This is a genomic window from Jeongeupia naejangsanensis (assembly GCF_016865585.1).
Lineage (GTDB): Bacteria > Pseudomonadota > Gammaproteobacteria > Burkholderiales > Chitinibacteraceae > Jeongeupia > Jeongeupia naejangsanensis.
Map to the genome: position 1 here is coordinate 138886 of NZ_JAESND010000009.1, position 17370 is coordinate 156255.

Sequence of the window (17370 nt, forward strand, 5' to 3'; positions counted from 1 at the left end):
GCTCAGAACCCGCGCAGGTCATCGACCGGCAAGGTCAGCACATCGTTGCCGGTCACCAGTTTCAGTGTCTGGTCGATCACTTCGATGTTGTTGTCGAAGCTGCCGTGGGATGCGGAGATCATCGTGTCCGGGCCGGACCTGACCCGGGCGTCCCGCCAGACGTGCAGCCGCCTGGCGCCGCCCGCATCGGCCCACGCGCGGCGCCAGTCGTTGACGGTGTCGAAGGTCGTCGACGCGCCGTCCCAGTCCCGCGCATCGGGGGTGGTGAACACCTTTTCCAGCCCGAGGAGGGGCGTGCGCCTGTCCGTTTCGAGCGCGTTGCTGACGAGGTAAAGCAGCGACTTGCGGTAGATTTCCGCGACGGTGTCGTTATGCTCGTTGTCGTCGCTGAGCACGTGCAGATGCAGGCGTTTCATCAGTGCCTGATGCGGTGTGTAGTGCGTGTTGGCGAACGCCATCGTGCAGGCCGGCGCGTACAGGTGGACCGAGGCCAGACGCTCGCCGAGGTCGAGCTGGGCGAAGCGGTCGAGCAGCTGGCCGAGCAGGATCGAGCCGGCCGAGTGGCCGATCAGGTGGATTTCCAGCTTGTCGCCCCAGAGGTGCGCCAGTGCCTGCAGCGCCAGCGCCAGCAGGTCGCCGCCACGTCCGCGTTCGGTCGAGCACCCGGCGTTGTCCTTCATTTCGCTCCAGATGGGGCGCGCGAGCGGGCGGCCGATGACGGTTTCGACCAGCGCATCCTGCTGGTCGGCGAAAAAGTCCGTGATGCCGCGATCGGCGCCGAACAGGCCCGAACGCAGCTGGTCGATGTGGTCGCCGAAGATCTGGCCGACCGATTCGAGCAGGCCGGTTTTCCAGACCAGAAACAGCGGGTAGCAGCCGTTGCCGGTGAAGTAGGGGCCCATCACGCGGGCGCGCTTGAGCGCTGCGTCCTTGCTGTTGAGGCCACCGTGGGCGTAGATGACCAGCCGTTTGACCTCGCCCGGCTGGGTGCGGAACCACAGGTCGGGTAGCGTACAGGCCTGCGCACGCAGCGAGCGCTGGAGCTCGTCCTCGGCGATGAAACTGTCGATGCGCCCGTCGTTACCGCTGATGATGCTGTGCCTTGTCGTTGTTTCGTCATCCCAGTTCGACGCCGCGACGCCGCTGGGCGCATTGCGGTGCGAACGCGGCACGCGCTGGCCGGACAGGTTGCCGGGCACGCCGAGCGCGGCGACCCAAGCGTCCATCGCGTTGGCGAGCCAGTCGGCGTAGCCGAGCACGGCAAAGCCGCCGGCGCCCCATGCCTCGCCCCACGAGTTCTGCACGACGAAGCCGGTCCGGTTGAAGCCGACCAGCGCGAAGGCATGCCCGCCCGACAGCGAAGGCCGGTCGTCGAACGCGATCAGCGGCAGGTCCGCGTGCGATTTCGGTGCCTTGGTCCGCGCGACGCCGGCCCAGCCCGGATGCGTGTAGGCCGAAACATAGATCGCGCCGACTTCGGCGATGGCCGCCTGCAGGTCGACCAGCGCCTTGGGGTCGATCCGGTAATAGACGCCGAGCGTGGTTTCCAGCGCCGCGTCGATCCAGCCCGGATTCGGCGTCGTGTCCTCGCCGGGGTGATAGGGCCAGTCGTGCGCCGGACAGACGCCGTGGCGATGCCAGCCTTTCAGCGCGCCACGGCAGCTCGATCCTTCGTAGTCCTCGCCATCGTATTCGTCGTAGCGGCGGGCGAATGCATACAGCATGCGCGGGCTGACCGATTCGGTCTCCTTGCCGTCGTTGGCGCGCCAGCGCAGGTAGTTGATGACGCAGGCGAGGCCGAAGCCGGTGCAGGCGCCTTCGGTCCCCTGATTCAGCACCAGCCCGGCCCTGGTATAGGCGGGCAGCAGCATCGCAACGTCGGCATCGTTCGGATGCTGCGGTGCCAGCGACTGCACGCGCGGCATGAACAGCCGGTCGCGCAGGTCGACGCCGTCGCGGACGACGGTCAGCGTCTCGGGCACGGTAAAGCCCTTGGCCTTGCCGGTGGCGCGGGCCGCTTGCACCGGGCCGAGCACCGCCAGCCCGCGCCGGTAGGCGTCGGTGAAGCGGTCGAGCCCGTGACTGCCGCCGTTGACGAGCTTGCGCGCCTTTTTCAGGTCGTCGCCGTCGAGTGCCGCCTGGATCGGGTCCCGTTTGGCGACGAGAAAGGCCGCGAGCAGGCTGGCGGCGATTTCGGGGGCGTTGGCCAGTTCGGACCGGCCGACGAGGTCGATGTCCAGCCTGGCACCGAGGCGGGTGTAGTTGTCCCGGCCGGTCAGCTGCACGTAGCCGCGACCCTTGAAGCGCGCACCGTCACCGGGCTGGGTGTTGCCGAGGGTGTGGCCGATGTCGGTGCCGGGGTCGTAGGCGCTGAACGGCGGTTTGCCGGGGGCGGTGTTGAATTTCGACACGCCTTCGCTGATCGGTACGAAACCCTCGGTTTCGGCGCGGATCGTCGCCAGCGCCATGCAGATCAGCTCGCGTTCGATCAGGCCGGCGGCGCGCAGCGCGGCCACCACGTACGGCAGGTTGCGCTCGATGTTCGACGCCTTGGTCGCCGGGAACATCTTCTGCACCGACGCGACATTGACCTGGACCTGGGCCGGATCGCTCTGCAGCAGCCCGAGTTCGCCGAGCACGCGCGGGCCGGCGATGCCGTCGGCGACGAAGCCGGCGCTGCCCTGCCATTGCTGCAGCGCAGCCTCGGTATCGGCGTCGAATCCGTCACCACCGTCGATCAGTCCGGGAAAGGGGGCGGCGTTGATGCCGGCCTGTTCGAGTGCGGTCCGCAGCGCCTGTTTCAGCGCGGCGACGTCGGCGCCTTGGTGGCCGCGAATCAGGAGTGGACTGGCCATGATGCTTTCCTCGGCAAACGGGGATTCGGTTGAAGACGGGCGGGGTGTGCCGCGCGCACCTTCGGTTGTGCGGTTGTCGATGCGGGAGGCGAATGCGGGGGCTTGCGGGGAAGGTGGACAGGGCGGCGCGTGGCATGTGCCGGCCGCGTGCATCGTTCACGCTGCGGACGCAGTCGCGACGAAGGGCGACGGAGGAAGCTGGCCTGTTCATGATCCGCTCGGTGTCATCTGTCAAAGCAGGTGAGCGGATCTGCCAAGTCGTTGAGGGTCGACTGTCGGCGCGCATCCGGGCGGCCGCTGGCTATGTTGTGAACACTAGTTTCTTCGGCGGCTGCTTTGGACAAAACCGGACAGATGGGCGTGTCGAATGTGTTGCCGTGGGGCCGGACCGGACGCCGGGAGATGCCGGGCGACAAAAAGCCCCTGTGTTGCAGGGGCTTTGTCATGGATGGTTCGGTGGCGCGATTGGCGAAGCGCGCGACTCAGAAACTCGCCGCCGCCTGCAGGTAGACCGTGCGCGGTTCGCCGACGTACTTGCCGGCGTTGTTGTCGTCGAACGAGCGGGTGTAGTAACGGTGGTCGAACAGGTTCTTGATGCCGAAGCTCAGCTCGAGGTTGGCCAGCGCCGGGCCGAAGTCGTAGCCGCCGCCGATACCCCAGATCATGTAGCCCGGAATGCGGCCGTTGTTGCCGCGGGCGCTTTCCTGCTCGGTATTGGCGTTGTCGGCGTACATGCCCGACTGCACCTGACCGTTGAAGCCGATCCGCCAGCCGCCAGTCTGGTAGTCGACGCCGACCAGCCCCTTGTGTTTCGGCGAGAACGGCACCTGATTGCCGTAGTTGGCGCCGGCCTCACGGATCGTTGCGTCGACATAGGCATAGTTGGCGTAGCTGCTCAGGCCCTTCAGCCGCGCATCCAGTGCGGCCAGCTGGTAGCGCGCCGCCGTCTCGATGCCCTGATGCCGGGTCTTGCCGCGTGCGGTGACGCTGTCGGTGATCTGGTTGCTCTCGTACTGGTTGTCGAAATTGATCAGGAAGGCGCCGATTTCGGCCTGGACGATGCCGTCGTTGTAGCGCGTGCCGATTTCCCAGGTGCGGGCCTTTTCCGGCTCGACGCTGCCGCTGGCAACGGCCTTGCCCATCTGGCTGTACTGCACCGTGCCGAACGAGCCTTCGGTATTGGCGTAGACGTTCCACGCTTCGTTGACGTGGTACAGCACGTTCAGCGCCGGCAGCGGCACGTTGTAGTTGCCGGCGTCGCGCTTGCCGGTCCGGACGTTGTCCTGGTGAGAGCGGATCATTTCGTAGCGGATGCCCGGCGTGATCGTCCAGTTGCCGACGTCGATGCGGTCGTCGACATAGAAGGCGTTGGCGGTGGTCGCGCCGCGGGTGTCGCGGTCGACCGGGCTCGACGTTTCCGGCAACGCGCCGCTGCTGGCCGGGCGCCAGTAGCGCAGCTCGTGACTGGCTTCGCTGATGAAGCGGTAGCCGACGCCGATTTCGTGGCGGACCTCGCCAAGACTGAAGACCTGCGAGTAATGCGTTTCGACACCGCGAACCCAGTATTCGCGCGGCGACAGCGTCAGGTTCTTGCCCTGGTCGAGATAGCCGCTGCGCAATGTGGTGGTGTAGAAACCGGTGGCGGTGAACTCGCGCGTCGTGTCGGGCTTGTAGGCGTAGCTGACGCTGGCGAGCGTGCGCCGGCCCCAGAAGCTGTCGTACGGCCGCGTCGACTGGAACGGATCCTTGGCATAGTCGGCGGTGCTCAGCCCGCCCGGCATGTCGGCCCGGCCTTCGTAATACTGCAGCGTGCCCGATAGCGTCTGCACCGGGTCGATCCGGTAGCTGCCCTTGAGCATCACGTCGTCGATGGTCGTGTCGCTGTGTTCGCGCCAGTCGCTGCCGCGCACGCCCGAATACAGCAGCGCGCCGCCCAGTCCCTGTTCGTTGGTGCCCCCGACCATCAGCGAAGTCGTGGTTTTGGGGGAATCGACGCTCGACGCCGGGCTGATCTCGCTGTGAACCTCGATCTGGCTGCCGACGTGCTTCGGGATCGCGCGGGTGACGAAGTTGACGATGCCGCCGACGTTCTGCGGCCCGTAGCGCACGGCGCCGCCGCCGCGCACGACGTCGACCGCGTCCATATTGCCGAGCGACACCGGAGCGAACGACAGCTGCGGCTGGCCGTATGGTGCGAACGGCACCGGAATGCCGTCCATCAGCACCGTCGAGCGCGACGCCAGCCGCGGGTTGAGGCCGCGGATGCCGAAGTTCAGCGCCATGTCGTGGCTGCCGGTGCCGTTGTTTTCGGGGGCGACGACGCCGGGCATGCGGTTCAGCGCCTCGCGCATCGTCGTCGCGCCGAGCGCATCGAGTTCGTCGCGGCGGATCACGTCGCGTGCGCCGGCGTGCTCGAACACCGTCAGCGCATTGGCGTCGGCCAGCCAGTCGCCGACGACGCTGACCGTCGCCAGCGTGGTCTCCGCCGGCGCGGTGCTGTCGGCGCTGGCGCTCGCGGCTTTCGCCCGCAGCGTGTACACGCCCGGCGACGTCTGCGTGGCGACGAGGCCGCTGCCGGCCAGCAGTTGCGCGAGGCCGGCGTCGACGCCGAAGCTGCCTTTCAGCCCGGGCGAACTCATCCCCTTGGTCTGGGCCGCGTTGTACGACAGCGTGATGCCGGCCGCTGCAGCGAACTGGCCGAGCGCGGCGCCGAGCGTGCCTGCAGGCACTGCATACTGGCGCGCCGGTTCGGCAGGGGCCGCGATGACGGCGGTGCTGCCGAGCGCGAAGGCGAGCACGGCGCAGCGCACGGAAGTCAGCGCGCTGCGGGGGCGGGAAGGGGATGCAAACATCGAGAACTCCGGATCGATTTGGAAAGGCTTCATCCGGTAGGTCGAACGGGGACCGTCAAAAGGACAATGCGGCGTGAAAAAAAATCAGGCGGGGTCGACGCGTACCCACCAGCGGCTGCGGTAACCGAGGCGGACCGGGAAGGTCTGCGCCAGTGCCGCGAGCGCGGCGTCGGTATCGGCCAGATCGAAGGCGCCACTGACGCGCAACCCGGCCACGGCCGGATCGCACTGCAGCAGGCCGCGCCGGTAGCGGCCGATCTCGGCGAGCACCTCGGCCAGCGGCCGGTCGTCGACAATCAGCCGGCCGTTGATCCACGCCGCCGGTGCCGGGCCGGCGGCTTCCACCGGGCCGACGCCGCTGGCGGTAAAGCGCAGCGTCTGCCCGGCGCGCAGCGTTGCTGCCGGGCCGGATAGGGCCGCCGGGGTGATCTCGACCACGTCGGCCAGCACGGTGACGACGGTGGCGTCGTCGCCGGTCCGCACGGTGAATTCGGTGCCCAGCGCGCGGATCCGGCCGTGTCCGGTGTTGACGACGAAGGGGCGCTGTTGCGCGTCCTTCGCGGTGCGGATCAGGATTTCGCCATCGCGCAGCCGGACCCGCCGCAGCGCGGCATCGAAGCGGACGTCGGCGGCGCTGGCGGTATCGAGCCACAGCGTCGAACCGTCGGCCAGACGGATTTCGCGGCGCTCGCCGGCGGCGGTACGGTAATCGGCCTGGCCCCAGGGCAGCCAGTGCCGGCTGCCGAGCGCGATGACGCCACCGCCGAGGCCGAACACGACCAGCTTGAGTGCACGCCGGCGCTGCATCGCCGGATCATGCGGGGCACGCTGCAGCGCACCGGCCGCGATCGGTGCCGGCAGCTGTTGCAGTCTTGCCTGCAGGTGCTCGACCCGCTGCCATGCGGCCCGGTGTGCCGGCGCGGCGGCGAGCCAGGCCTGCCAGTCGGCGGTGTCGCTTGCGGTCGCCTCGCCCGAGCAGAACTGCGCATACCAGGCCGCAGCCTGCCGCAGCGCGGCGCGATCGGGCTCAGTGTTCATGCTGGAACAGCAGGCAGTGTTCGATGGCCTTGGCCATGTATTTCTTCACCGAGCTGACCGACACGTCGAGGCGAAGCGCGATGTCGGCGTAGCTCAGCCCTTCGAGCTGCGACAGCAGGAAGGCCTGTCGTGCCTTCGGGTTGAGCCGGTCGAGCATTGCGTCGATCTCGATCAGCGTTTCGAGCAGCAGCGCGCGTTCTTCCGGCGACGGCGCCAGCGCTTCGGGCTGCTGTGCCAGTACGTCGAGATAGGCGCGTTCGAGTGCCTGCCGGCGGAAATGGTCGACCATCACCCGCCGGGCGATCGTGGTCAGGAAGCTGCGCGGTTTGGCGATGTCGGCGCAGCGTTCCGGCGGTGCCATCAGCAGGCGCAGGAAGGTGTCGTGGGTCAGGTCGGCGGCTTCGAAGCTGCAGCCGAGCTTGCGGCGCAGCCAGCCGTGCAGGAAGCGGTGATGATCGCGGTAAAGCGGGCCCAGATGGGGGCTGATGTCGAGCGGGGACACGGCGGCGGGAGCAGGAGCAATGACGGCGGAATTATAATTGATAATGGTTATCAATTAAAACACCGCCCGTCATGCCCGTTTCAAGCCGGCGGCATGCGTTCCGGCGGGGACCGCCGCCCCGGCCGAAAGCGGCAGACCGGCCGCCATCAGTCGGGGGGAACGTGCTTACCGCAGCATCGCACCGGCCGGGATGATCGCTCCCGGATACTGGATCACCCGGCCGGCCAGCCAGTGGCCGTTGCGGGCGGCATCGGCAGGCGTCGCGCCGAGGATGCGCGCGGCGAGGTAGCCGGCGGCGAAGGAATCGCCCGCAGCGCAGGTGTCGACAACGTGCTCGACCGGCTGAGTCGCGATGGCGACCAGTTGCCCGTCGCTGGCGACGAGGGCCGGCATTGCGCCGCGCTTGACGACGATTTCGGGGCAGCCGGCCGCCTGGACGCGGGCGATCAGCGCACCGTCCTCGTCACCGAAGACGCGGACTTCGTCGTCCTCGGTGATCAGGGCGATATCGGCGATCGCGTACAAGTGCGCGTATGCGTCCCGTGCTTCGGCCACGGACCACAGCTGCGGCCGGTAGTTGTTGTCGAACCAGACCCGGCCGCCTTGCTGCCTGAACGCGGCAAGTGCCTCGATCAGCCGCTTGCGTTCCGGTGCAGCGAACAGCGCCAGCGTGATGCCGGACAGGTAGACCGCATCCAGACCGTCGAACAGCGGGGCGAAATCGAGGCCGCTGGCAAACCAGTGACGGGCCGCGCTGTCGCTGCGCCAGTAATGGAAGCGCCGCTCGCCGGCGTCGTCGGTTTCGACCAGATACAGCCCCGGCAGGCGGCCGGGCAGGCGGGCGATCCGTTCGATCGCGATGCCTTCGGCCTGCCAGTCGGCGAGCAGCCCGTCGGACAGGCTGTCATCGCCGAGTGCGCTCAGGTAATGCACCGGATGCGCGTCGCCAAGCTGGCGCGCCAGGTAGACGGCGGTGTTGAGCGTATCACCGCCCCAGCGGCGTTCGAGCGGCGTACCGGCCAGCTCGATCATCGCTTCGCCGATCAGACCGATCCGCATGGTCACTCCGGCTTCTTGTAGGCGATGCAGTCGACCTCGACCTTGCAGTCGACGACCATGCTCGACTGGACGCAGGCGCGGGCCGGCGGGTTGGCGCCGAAGTACTCCATGAACACGCGGTTGAACGACATGAAGTCGCGCGCGTCGTCGAGCCAGACACCGCAGCGGACGACATGCTCGGGGCCGTAGCCGGCTTCCTTGAGGATGGCCAGCACGTTCTGGATCGCCTGGTGCGACTGCTTGACGATGCCGCCGTCGATGACTTCGCCGGCGACCATCGGCACCTGGCCCGACACGTAGAGCCAGCCGTCAGCGCCGGCCGCGCGTGCGAACGGCAGATGCTGGCCGCCGGTGCCCTTGCCGCCTTCGACGCCGATGCGAATGATGTCAGTCATGATTTAGTGCTCCTGTTGCGGGTGGGACGATGAATTGAAGGTCGTGCGCACGTCGGTCTGACGCGGCAGGAAGCGGCCGGCGCGAACGCCGGTCGGGGTTTTTTCACGATAGGACAGCACGCCGTTGACCCAGACGCCGTGGATGCCGTCGGCGGCCTGCTGCGGCTCGCTGAAGCTGGCGACGTCGCGGATGCTGGCCGGATCGAACAGCACCAGATCGGCGCAGGCACCGGCGCGGATGCGGCCGCGGTCGGTCAGGCCGAAGCGGTCGGCGGACAGCCCGGTCATCTTGCGCACGGCCTCGGCGAGTGGGAACAGGCCGACGTCGCGGCTGTAGTGGCCGAGCACGCGCGGAAACGCGCCCCACAGCCGCGGGTGCGGCAGCGGATCGTTCGGCAGCCCGTCCGAGCCGACCATGGTCAGCGGGTTCGAGAGGATGTGCTGGACGTCGGATTCCTGCATGCCGTGGTAGACGGCACCGGCCGGTTGCAGGCGGCGCGCGGTGTCGAGCAGCGATACGCCCCAGCCGGCAGCGATGTCGGCAAGCTTGCGGCCGGCCTCTTCGGGATGCGGCGTGCTCCAGGTGATCAGGATGTCGAATTCGTCGGTGACCTGCTTCAGGTCGAGCGTCGACGAACTGGCCGAGTACGGATAGCAGTCGCAACCGACCGGGTGGCCCTGCGCCGCTTTTTCAAGGTGCGGAATGATCTCGCGGCTGCGGCCCCAGTTGCCGGCGCCGGCGCACTTGAGGTGCGAGACGACGACCGGCGAACGCGCATGGCGGCCGATCTCGAACGCTTCGTCGAGCGCACCGATGATGCCGTCGAACTCGGTGCGCAGGTGCGTGGTGTACACGCCGCCGTGCGCATCGAGCACCTCGGCGAGCTGTTTGACTTCATCGGTAGAGCAGGAAAACGCCGAGGCGTAGGCCAGTCCGGTCGACAGCCCGAGCGCGCCGTGGCGCAGTGCGTCGTCGAGTTCGGCACGCATCGCGGCGATTTCGTCGCTGCTCGCTTCGCGGTCGAGCCGGTCCATGTGGTTCTGCCGCAGCGCGGTATGGCCGACCAGCGCGGCGACATTGACCGCCGGTTGCGCCGCGTCGACGGCATTGCGGTAGTCGGCAAAGTGCGGGTAGGCGAAATGCGCCGCTTCGCCGAGCAGGTTCATCGGATCGGGCGGATCGCCCTTGAGCCGGACCGGGCTGGCGCTGATGCCGCAGTTGCCGACGACGACGGTGGTCACGCCCTGCGAGAGCTTGGGCAGCATCTCGGGCTGGCGGATCACGTTGGTGTCGTCGTGGGTATGGACATCGATGAAGCCGGGGGCCAGCGCAAGGCCGCCGGCGTCGATGTCGTCCTTCGCGCCGGCATCGAATTCGCCGCCCTGCGGAACCACGGCAACGATGCGGCCGTCACGGACGGCGACACCGCCGGCGAACTCGCCGCCATCGCCGTCGAGGATGCGGGCATTGCGGATGATCAGATCGTACATGGTGTCTCCTGATGGGCCGCGCAGCGCGGCCGGTGTCCGGGGTGTGCCGGGAGCGGATGCTGCGCCGCGCCGCTGGCCACGCTAGTCGCCGAGCGGCAGGCGCTGGTCGCCGCCGCCGCGGTAGTCGTCGAGCACGAACTTGAGCCGGCGCAGCATTTCCTTGCTGTGGCTCTTGTGCAGCAAGGCGAGTTCGGTGGCGAGCACGTCGATGACCAGCATCATTCCGTAGCGCGATGCCGACGGTTTGTAGATGAAATCGGTCTCCTCGACGTGGAAGGGCAGCAGCACGTCGGCGCGTTCGGCCAGCGGCGAGGCCGGCGCGGTGACGATCACCGTTTTCGCGCCGTACTGGCGGGCGATGTCGGCGATCTCGAGCAACTCGGGCGTGACGCCCGACACCGACAGCACCAGCAGCACGTCACGCTCGGACAGCGTCGCCGCCAGCATGCGCAGCAGCACCGGGTCGTGATAGGCCGCAACCGGGTGGCCAAGCCGCGCCAGCCGGAACTGCAGCTCGTCGCCGAGCATCGTCGAGGCGCCGCCGAAGCCGGCGACATAGATCATCCGGGCCTTGTCGAGCAGCGAGGCGGCGGCGCGGAACTGCGTTTCGGAGAAGTGCGCCAGACTCTGGTGCAGCGCATCCTCGATCTCGGCGCAGATCCGGTTGTAGAACACGTTTTCCTCGCCACCGGCGTGATCGGCGAGAAAGCGCGTACCGATCGCGCCGGCCTGCGCCAGCCGCAGTTTCAGGTCGCGCACGTCGTCGCAGCCGGCCACCTTGGCGAAGCGCGAAATCGTCGCAATGCTGACCCCGGCGCGCTCGGCCAGTTCGTTGATGCTGGCGCTGGCGGCAAAGCCGAGGTCGGCAAGGATGGCGTCCGCGACTTTCTGCTCGGTGACCGACAGCTGGTCGTAGCGGGCGCGGATCTGGAAAACGATGTCGGATGTAGTCATGGGGCCTCAGATCACCAGCGAGAGTGTCAGTACCAGCATCAGACCGATCACCGACACCATCGTTTCCAGCACCGTCCAGGTCTTGAAGGTCTGGGCGACGGTCATGTTGAAGTATTCCTTGATCAGCCAGAAACCGCCGTCGTTGACGTGCGAGAGGATCAGCGAACCGGCGCCGGTGGCGAGCACCAGCAGCTCGGGGTGCGGATAGCCCTGCGCCATCGCGATCGGCGCGACGATGCCCGCGCCGGTGCTCATCGCCACGGTGGCCGAGCCGGTGGCGATGCGCATCAGCGCCGCCATGATCCAGCCCAGCAGCAGCGGCGACAGGTGCAGCACGTTCGACAGCGAGACGATCTCGTGCGCGACGCCCGAATCGACGAGGATGCGGTTCAGGCCGCCGCCGGCGCCGACCAGCAGGGTGATGCCGGCGGTCGGCGCCAGACATTCCTGGGTGAATTTGAGGATGGTTTCGCGACTGAAGCTGCGGGCCAGACCCAGCGTGAAGAAGCTCACCAGCGTGGCGATCAGCAGCGCAACGACCGAGTTGCCGATGAAGTGCAGCAGGTCGTTCGCCAGCGTGCCCTTGGTCGCGAGCACGTCGGCCCAGCCACCGATCAGCATCAGGAACACCGGCAGCAGGATCGTCATCAGCGTGATGCCGAAGCCCGGCAGCTCGCGCGTTTCGTCCTGATGGATGAACTGCGCTTCGAGCGGATTGTGCGCCGGCAGCGTGATGCGCGGTGCGATGAACCTGGCGAACAGCGGGCCGGCGATGATCGCGGTCGGAATGCCGACGATCAGCGCGTAGAAGATCGTCCGGCCGACGTTGGCGTGGTATTCGCCGACGGCGATCATCGCCGCCGGGTGCGGCGGCACCAGACCGTGGACGACCGACAGGCCGGCGACCATCGGCAGGCCGACCAGCAGCAGCGAGGTCCCGGTACGGCGGGCGACGTTGAAGGCGATCGGAATCAGCAGTACGAAGCCGACTTCGAAAAAGATCGGCAGGCCGACGAGGAAGGCGATGCAGACCATCGCCCAGTGGACATTCTTTTCACCGAACCTGGCGATCAGCGTCCGGGCGATGCGTTCGGCGCCGCCCGATTCGGCCATCATCTTGCCGAGCATGGTCCCGAGCGCGACGATCAGCGCGATGTGGCCGAGCGTCTTGCCGACGCCGCCTTCGTACGACGAGACGATGCTGCTGACCGGCATGCCGGCGACGAGGCCGAGGCCGAGCGAAATGATGGTCAGCGTGATGAAGGGGTTGAGCTTGTAGCGCGCGATCAGGAGGATCAGCGCGATGATCGCGACGAGTGCGTACAGCAACAGCGGACTGCTTGTGAGCATGGTTAAACGACTCCTGGAGTGTGATTGCTGGCGCTGGGCGTTGCCGCGGGCGGCAAGCTCGGGCCTTTTCCCCGCCGATGCGGTGCCCTCTGTGTGGCTACTCGAACATCGGGGGTGGTCGCCGGCGTGGTGAGCCGGCGGAGTCGATCGCTAGAAGAAGGTCTCGACCAGTTCGGTCACCGTATAGCCCTCGTCGACGATGGCGAGCTGGCGCCACTTGTCGAAGGTCAGGCAGGGGTGGGAAATCTCGAAGGCGATCAGGTCGCCGACGGCGATGTCGTCGCCGTCCCGCAGTCCGTCGAGGTAGGCGTGCTGGTCCATCATGCCGCTCACTTCCCAGTGCGCCGGTACCGCGCGCGGTGCGGCTTCGCCGGGGCGGTGCTGCAGTGCGGGTTGCGGCAGGCCGGCGTCGAAGGCCGCGTCGCGCTTGCCCAGCGCGATGATGGCGCGGCCCGGCTCGGGCAGCGACTGCACGTAGGCCCACAGCTGCAGTGCCGGCAGCAGGCTGGCGTTCATCTCGCGCGCCACCGGATTGTCGGCGTCGATCCGGGCTTGCGAAGCCTTGTAGATGCCGACGTCGTGGGTCAGGTAGCAACCGGGGCGCAACACGATGTCGACCGGGCGGCTCAGCGACAGCCCCGACCATTCGGATGCAACCACGTCGTACCAGGCCGAACCGGCGCCGCTGAGGATGGCGGTCCCGGTTCCGATCGCGCCGCTGTCGCACAGCTGGCGCAGCCGGCTGGCGGCGCGCTGCAGGAAGGCGCGGATCTCGGCCTCGGTCTTGAGCACGCCTTCGTAGAGTTCGATGCCGGCGAGTTTCAGCGCCGGCTGGTGGGCGATCGCCGCGAGCACTTCGTCTTCGGCGGCGGCATCGCGGGCGCCGGTGCGGCCACCGGTGACGCCGAGTTCGAGCAGGACCTTGAGCGTCTGGCCGCGTTCGGCGAAGTAGGCGCCCAGCGCATCGGCGTTGGCAGCCGAGTCGACGCAGCAGTAGAAGTCGAAGTCCGCATCGGCCTGCAGCGCGGCGATGATCGCCATATTGCCGCGACCGACCAGCTGGTTGGCGAGCAGCACGCGGCGCACGCCGTGCCGGTAGGCCGCGCGGGTCTGCGACGCGGTGGCCAGCGTGATGCCCCATGCACCCTGATCGAGCTGGCGCTGGAACAGCGCGGGGCTCATCGTCGTCTTGCCGTGGGGCGCCAGCTTGACGCCGTAGCGGCCGATGAAATCGCGCATCCACACGAGGTTGTGGACGATGCGCTCGCCGCGCAATACGGCAACCGGCAGGCTCACGTCCTCGTTGAGGATGTTCCAGCCCAATCGGGCAACGTCGCCCAGCGTGTCTTCGGTGCCGAAGGCGCCCAGGCCTTTGCCACACGGGGCAATCGGATGTGTCGAGAATGGATGCGCGGCCATGCTGTTTCCCGGTATGTGTTGAAACTTTTTCGAGATTACATGGTTATTTTTTGGTTAATCAAGAAAATTGTTTTCATGGCTGACGAACGTCAAACCGGGCAGGGGAAATCGGCAGCCAACCGGCACGCTCGTGTATGCAAGTCTGCGGGTGCCGGCCGCTCTGGCGTATCCGGCCGTGTCTGCGCCCGGGCGAACTGGATTTGCATCCGGCCATGCAGTAGATTTTTTAATGTCGCCAATCATGGATGGACCGAATGCAAGTACCCCGATTTCCTGCTGATGAGGCGGTCCGCCTGGCGACGCTGCGGAGCCTGCTGATTCTGGATACGGCGCCCGAGGAACGGTTCGACAACCTGACGCGTGCCGCTGCGGGGTTTTTCCGCGTGGCCATTGCCGTGGTGAGCCTGATCGATACCGACCGGCAGTGGTTCAAGTCGGCATGCGGGCTGGACGTGACCGAAACGTCGAGGGAGGTCTCGTTCTGTGCGCACGCGATTCTCGAGGACGACGCCTTCGTCGTCGAAGACGCGCTGCTCGATCCGCGTTTTGCCGACAATCCGCTGGTGACCGGTGCGCCGAACATCCGCTTTTACGCCGGTGCGCCGGTCAAGGCGGGCAACGGTTGCAATCTGGGTACGCTGTGCCTGATCGACCGGCAGCCGCGCAAACTCGAACCATTCGAACGCGAAATGCTCGTCGACATGGCCAAGCTGGTCGAGATCGAACTGCTGCGCGACCCGCCGGCCTGACCGGCGTCCGCCGTGAATGAAAACAGGCCCGCAAGCGGGCCTTTTTTTTTCGGGGGCAAAGCGCGTTCAGCGTGCGCCGAAGACCATCTTGCGCGCAAAGCCGCGCCGCAGCGGGCCGATCTGGTCGAGCGCCAGCAGGCCGGCACTGCGGGCGTGCTTGAGCAGCGGATTCGGCGATTCGAACCAGCCGATCAGCCCGTCGGTAAAGCGCGTGACCCGGCCGGCGTCCTTGCGGCGCAGGTCGGCATAGCGGGCCAGCGTTGCGGGTTCGCCGAGCAGGGCCCGCGGGGTGATCGTCAGCAGGTCGGCCAGCGTCGTCGCGTCACGCAGGCCGAGGTTCAGCCCCTGGCCGGCGACCGGATGCAGCGTCTGCGCGGCGTTGCCGATCATCACCACGCGGCGGCCGACGACCGAATCGAGCGTTTTCAGTGCCAGCGGCCAGCTGGCGCGCGGACCGACTTTCGCAAAGCCGTCGATCCGGCCGGCAAATCGTTCGCCGACCTGCGCGATGAATTCGGCGTCGGACAGGGCGAGCTTGGCGTCGGCGCCTTCCGGTGTCTGCGTCCAGACCAGCGTGTAATCGTCGCCGTTGGGCAGCAGCGCCATCGGGCCGTCGTCGGCAAAGCGCTCGAACGCAACGCCGCGATGCGCCTCGTTCGGCGTGATCGTCGCCAGGATGGCGTGCTGGTCGTACGGCTTGACCGTCTGGGTCACGTCGTCGAACGTTTCCAGCAGCTTGCCGCCTTCGGCGAGCACGACGAGATTGGCTGTCAGCCGGTGAACGCCGTGTGGCGTTGCCACGTTCAATTGCGCATAGCGGGCCAGCCGGTCGACCCCGGTCACGGTGGCACCAAGTGCAACGGCCGCCTTGCCGGTCTTGAGCCGGTCCAGTGCCAGCGCGGCCAGCGCGCTGTACGGGACGACGTGGCCCAGTGCTGGCAGGCCGATTTCCGCCGCCGACAGTTCGGTGCGGCCCAGCGTGCCGGCCTGCGAGACATGCACGCGGGTGATCGCCGTTGCGCCGAGTGTGTCGTTCCACAGGCCGACGCGGCCCAGCGCCTCGGCACTGGCATGCGACAGCGCCAGCGCGCGCGGGTCGGCCGGCGTGGTGACACGCGCTTCGATCGCCAGGGCGTTGATGCCGGCATCGGCCAGCCGCAAGGCCAGCTGCGCGCCGACCGGGCCGCCGCCGACGATGGCGACGTCAACATGCTCGGGCAGGTGTCCGGCGATCATCGGCCGGCCATCCAGGCTTCGATGTCGGCAACGCTGCGCGGGCAGTCGTCGGTCAGCCATTCGAAACCGGTCCCGGTGATGACGACGTTGTCCTCGATGCGTACGCCGATGTTTTCGAACTCGGCTGGCACGTTGTCGGCCGGGCGGATGTAGAAGCCCGGCTCGATCGTGAACGCCATGCCCGGTTCGAGCGTGCGCCACGCGCCGTTCTTCATGTAGGCGCCGGCGTCGTGGACGTCGAGGCCCAGCCAGTGGCCGGTGCGGTGCATGTAGAACTGGCGGTAGCTGCCGGTTTCGAGCACTTCGTCGAGCGAGCCCTTCAGCAGTTTCAGGTCGAGCATGCCCTGCGCGAGTACCTTGGTCGCGGCATCGTGAACTGCACCCCAGCTGTTGCCCGGGCGGGATTCGGCCTGGGCGGCTTCGTGTGCAGCCAGGGTGATTTCGTACACGGCTTTTTGCGCCGGGCTGAAGCGGCCGTTGACCGGGAAGGTGCGGGTGATGTCGGACGCGTAGCCGCCGATTTCGCAACCCGCGTCGATCAGCACCAGCGCGCCGTCGGCGATGCAGGCGTTGTTCTCGATGTAGTGCAGCACGCAGGCATTGGCGCCACCGGCGACGATGCTGGTGTACGCCGGGAAGCGGCTGCCCTGACGGTAGTAGTCGTGCAGCAGTTCGGCCTCGAGTTCGTATTCGAACACGCCCGGCCGGGCGAAACGCATTGCACGCTTGTGCGCCTCGACGTTGATCCGGCCGGCGCGGCGCATGATGTCGAGCTCGTGTTCATCCTTGAACAGACGCATCTCGTTGATCGCGTCGCGGACTTCGACGATCTCGCCCGGGGCGGCGATGCCCGCGCGGGTGAAGGCGCGCACGCCGGCCAGCCAGCCCGACAGCCGCGCATCCCAGACCTTGTCCTGACCGAGCGGGAAATACACGCGTGGCTGGTTCTTCATTAGCTCGACGATGCGCTCGTCGAGTTCTTCGATCGGGTAGGCCGCGTCGAAGCCGAAGGTTTCGGCGGCGGCGGCCGGGCCGTAGCGGTAACCGTCCCAGATCTCGCGTTCGAGGTTCTTCTCGCGGCAGAACAGGATGGATTGCGGCGCGTCACCGGTGACGAGCACCAGCACCGATTCGGGTTCGGCAAAGCCGCTGAGGTAATAGAAGCTCGAATCGAAACGGTAGGGGAAGGCGGTGTCGGCGTTGCGGTTCAGTTCCGGCGACGTCGGCAGGATCACGAGGCCGGGGGCCAGCTGGCTGGCCAGCGCGGCGCGGCGTTGAGCGTAGGGCTGCATGGGGCGCGTCCTGTTGTGCGGGTGTTATCCGCCAATTATAAGGCCGGACGGGCCGGCAGGTGGCCGGGCAATGGCGCGCGCGGCATCACGCAGCCGGTCCGGTGGAGCTGACACGGCCGGGCGTTCGCAAACCGGAAGCCCGTTGTTGCCTGCGTCATTTTGTCAGAATGACAATTGG

General features: G+C 67.4%; 13 protein-coding genes. 1 reads left to right on the plus strand and 12 read right to left on the minus strand.

The annotated features are described in order from the left end of the window. Positions 1–2 precede the first annotated feature (2 nt). From JMJ54_RS15935 to JMJ54_RS15980, 10 genes are all read right to left on the minus strand, one after another. Positions 3–2855: a peptidoglycan-binding protein gene (locus JMJ54_RS15935; RefSeq protein WP_203539544.1), complete on the minus strand. Its 2853-nt coding sequence runs from the start codon at positions 2853–2855 to the stop codon at positions 3–5. Positions 2856–3337: 482 nt separating this feature from the next. Continuing rightward, a complete protein-coding gene (gene fecA, locus JMJ54_RS15940; RefSeq protein ID WP_275411130.1) occupies positions 3338–5740 on the minus strand; it encodes a TonB-dependent Fe(3+) dicitrate receptor FecA in 2403 nt (800 codons plus the stop codon). A 51-nt stretch (positions 5741–5791) separates the two neighbouring features. Beyond that, the gene (locus tag JMJ54_RS15945; protein ID WP_203539545.1) at positions 5792–6745 is read right to left on the minus strand and encodes a FecR domain-containing protein; all 954 of its coding nucleotides are present in this window, start codon (positions 6743–6745) and stop codon (positions 5792–5794) included. Next, positions 6735–7247 carry a sigma-70 family RNA polymerase sigma factor gene (locus tag JMJ54_RS15950; protein ID WP_203539546.1) on the minus strand — a complete coding sequence of 171 codons (513 nt, stop codon included), beginning with the start codon at positions 7245–7247 and terminating at the stop codon, positions 6735–6737. The genes JMJ54_RS15945 and JMJ54_RS15950 overlap by 11 nt, the downstream gene beginning before the upstream one ends. Before the next feature lie 165 nt (positions 7248–7412). Next, positions 7413–8306, minus strand: coding sequence for a sugar kinase (locus JMJ54_RS15955; RefSeq protein WP_203539547.1), 894 nt, complete (start codon positions 8304–8306; stop codon positions 7413–7415). Positions 8307–8308: 2 nt separating this feature from the next. Next, positions 8309–8701: a RidA family protein gene (locus JMJ54_RS15960; protein ID WP_203539548.1), complete on the minus strand. Its 393-nt coding sequence runs from the start codon at positions 8699–8701 to the stop codon at positions 8309–8311. Positions 8702–8704: 3 nt separating this feature from the next. After that, complete coding sequence (locus tag JMJ54_RS15965; protein ID WP_203539549.1) at positions 8705–10192, minus strand: N-acyl-D-amino-acid deacylase family protein; 1488 nt, start codon at positions 10190–10192, stop codon at positions 8705–8707. 81 nt (positions 10193–10273) lie between these two features. Then, positions 10274–11146: a MurR/RpiR family transcriptional regulator gene (locus JMJ54_RS15970; RefSeq protein ID WP_203539550.1), complete on the minus strand. Its 873-nt coding sequence runs from the start codon at positions 11144–11146 to the stop codon at positions 10274–10276. Positions 11147–11152: 6 nt separating this feature from the next. Continuing rightward, on the minus strand, positions 11153–12496 hold the full coding sequence (locus tag JMJ54_RS15975) for a GntP family permease (protein ID WP_203539551.1): 1344 nt from the start codon (positions 12494–12496) through the stop codon (positions 11153–11155). A gap of 150 nt (positions 12497–12646) precedes the next feature. Further along, positions 12647–13915, minus strand: a complete 1269-nt coding sequence (locus JMJ54_RS15980; protein ID WP_203539552.1) for an amino acid deaminase — start codon at positions 13913–13915, stop codon at positions 12647–12649. 254 nt (positions 13916–14169) lie between these two features. On the opposite strand from JMJ54_RS15980, the gene JMJ54_RS15985 reads away from it, so the two are divergent. Beyond that, positions 14170–14664: a GAF domain-containing protein gene (locus JMJ54_RS15985; protein ID WP_203539553.1), complete on the plus strand. Its 495-nt coding sequence runs from the start codon at positions 14170–14172 to the stop codon at positions 14662–14664. Positions 14665–14730: 66 nt separating this feature from the next. Here JMJ54_RS15985 and JMJ54_RS15990 read toward each other — a convergent pair whose 3' ends face one another. Both JMJ54_RS15990 and pepP read right to left on the minus strand, forming a co-directional pair. Then, positions 14731–15900 carry an FAD-dependent monooxygenase gene (locus JMJ54_RS15990; RefSeq protein WP_203539554.1) on the minus strand — a complete coding sequence of 390 codons (1170 nt, stop codon included), beginning with the start codon at positions 15898–15900 and terminating at the stop codon, positions 14731–14733. Next, complete coding sequence (pepP, locus tag JMJ54_RS15995; protein ID WP_203539555.1) at positions 15897–17192, minus strand: Xaa-Pro aminopeptidase; 1296 nt, start codon at positions 17190–17192, stop codon at positions 15897–15899. Before pepP ends, JMJ54_RS15990 begins: the two co-directional genes overlap by 4 nt. Positions 17193–17370: the final 178 nt, after the last annotated feature.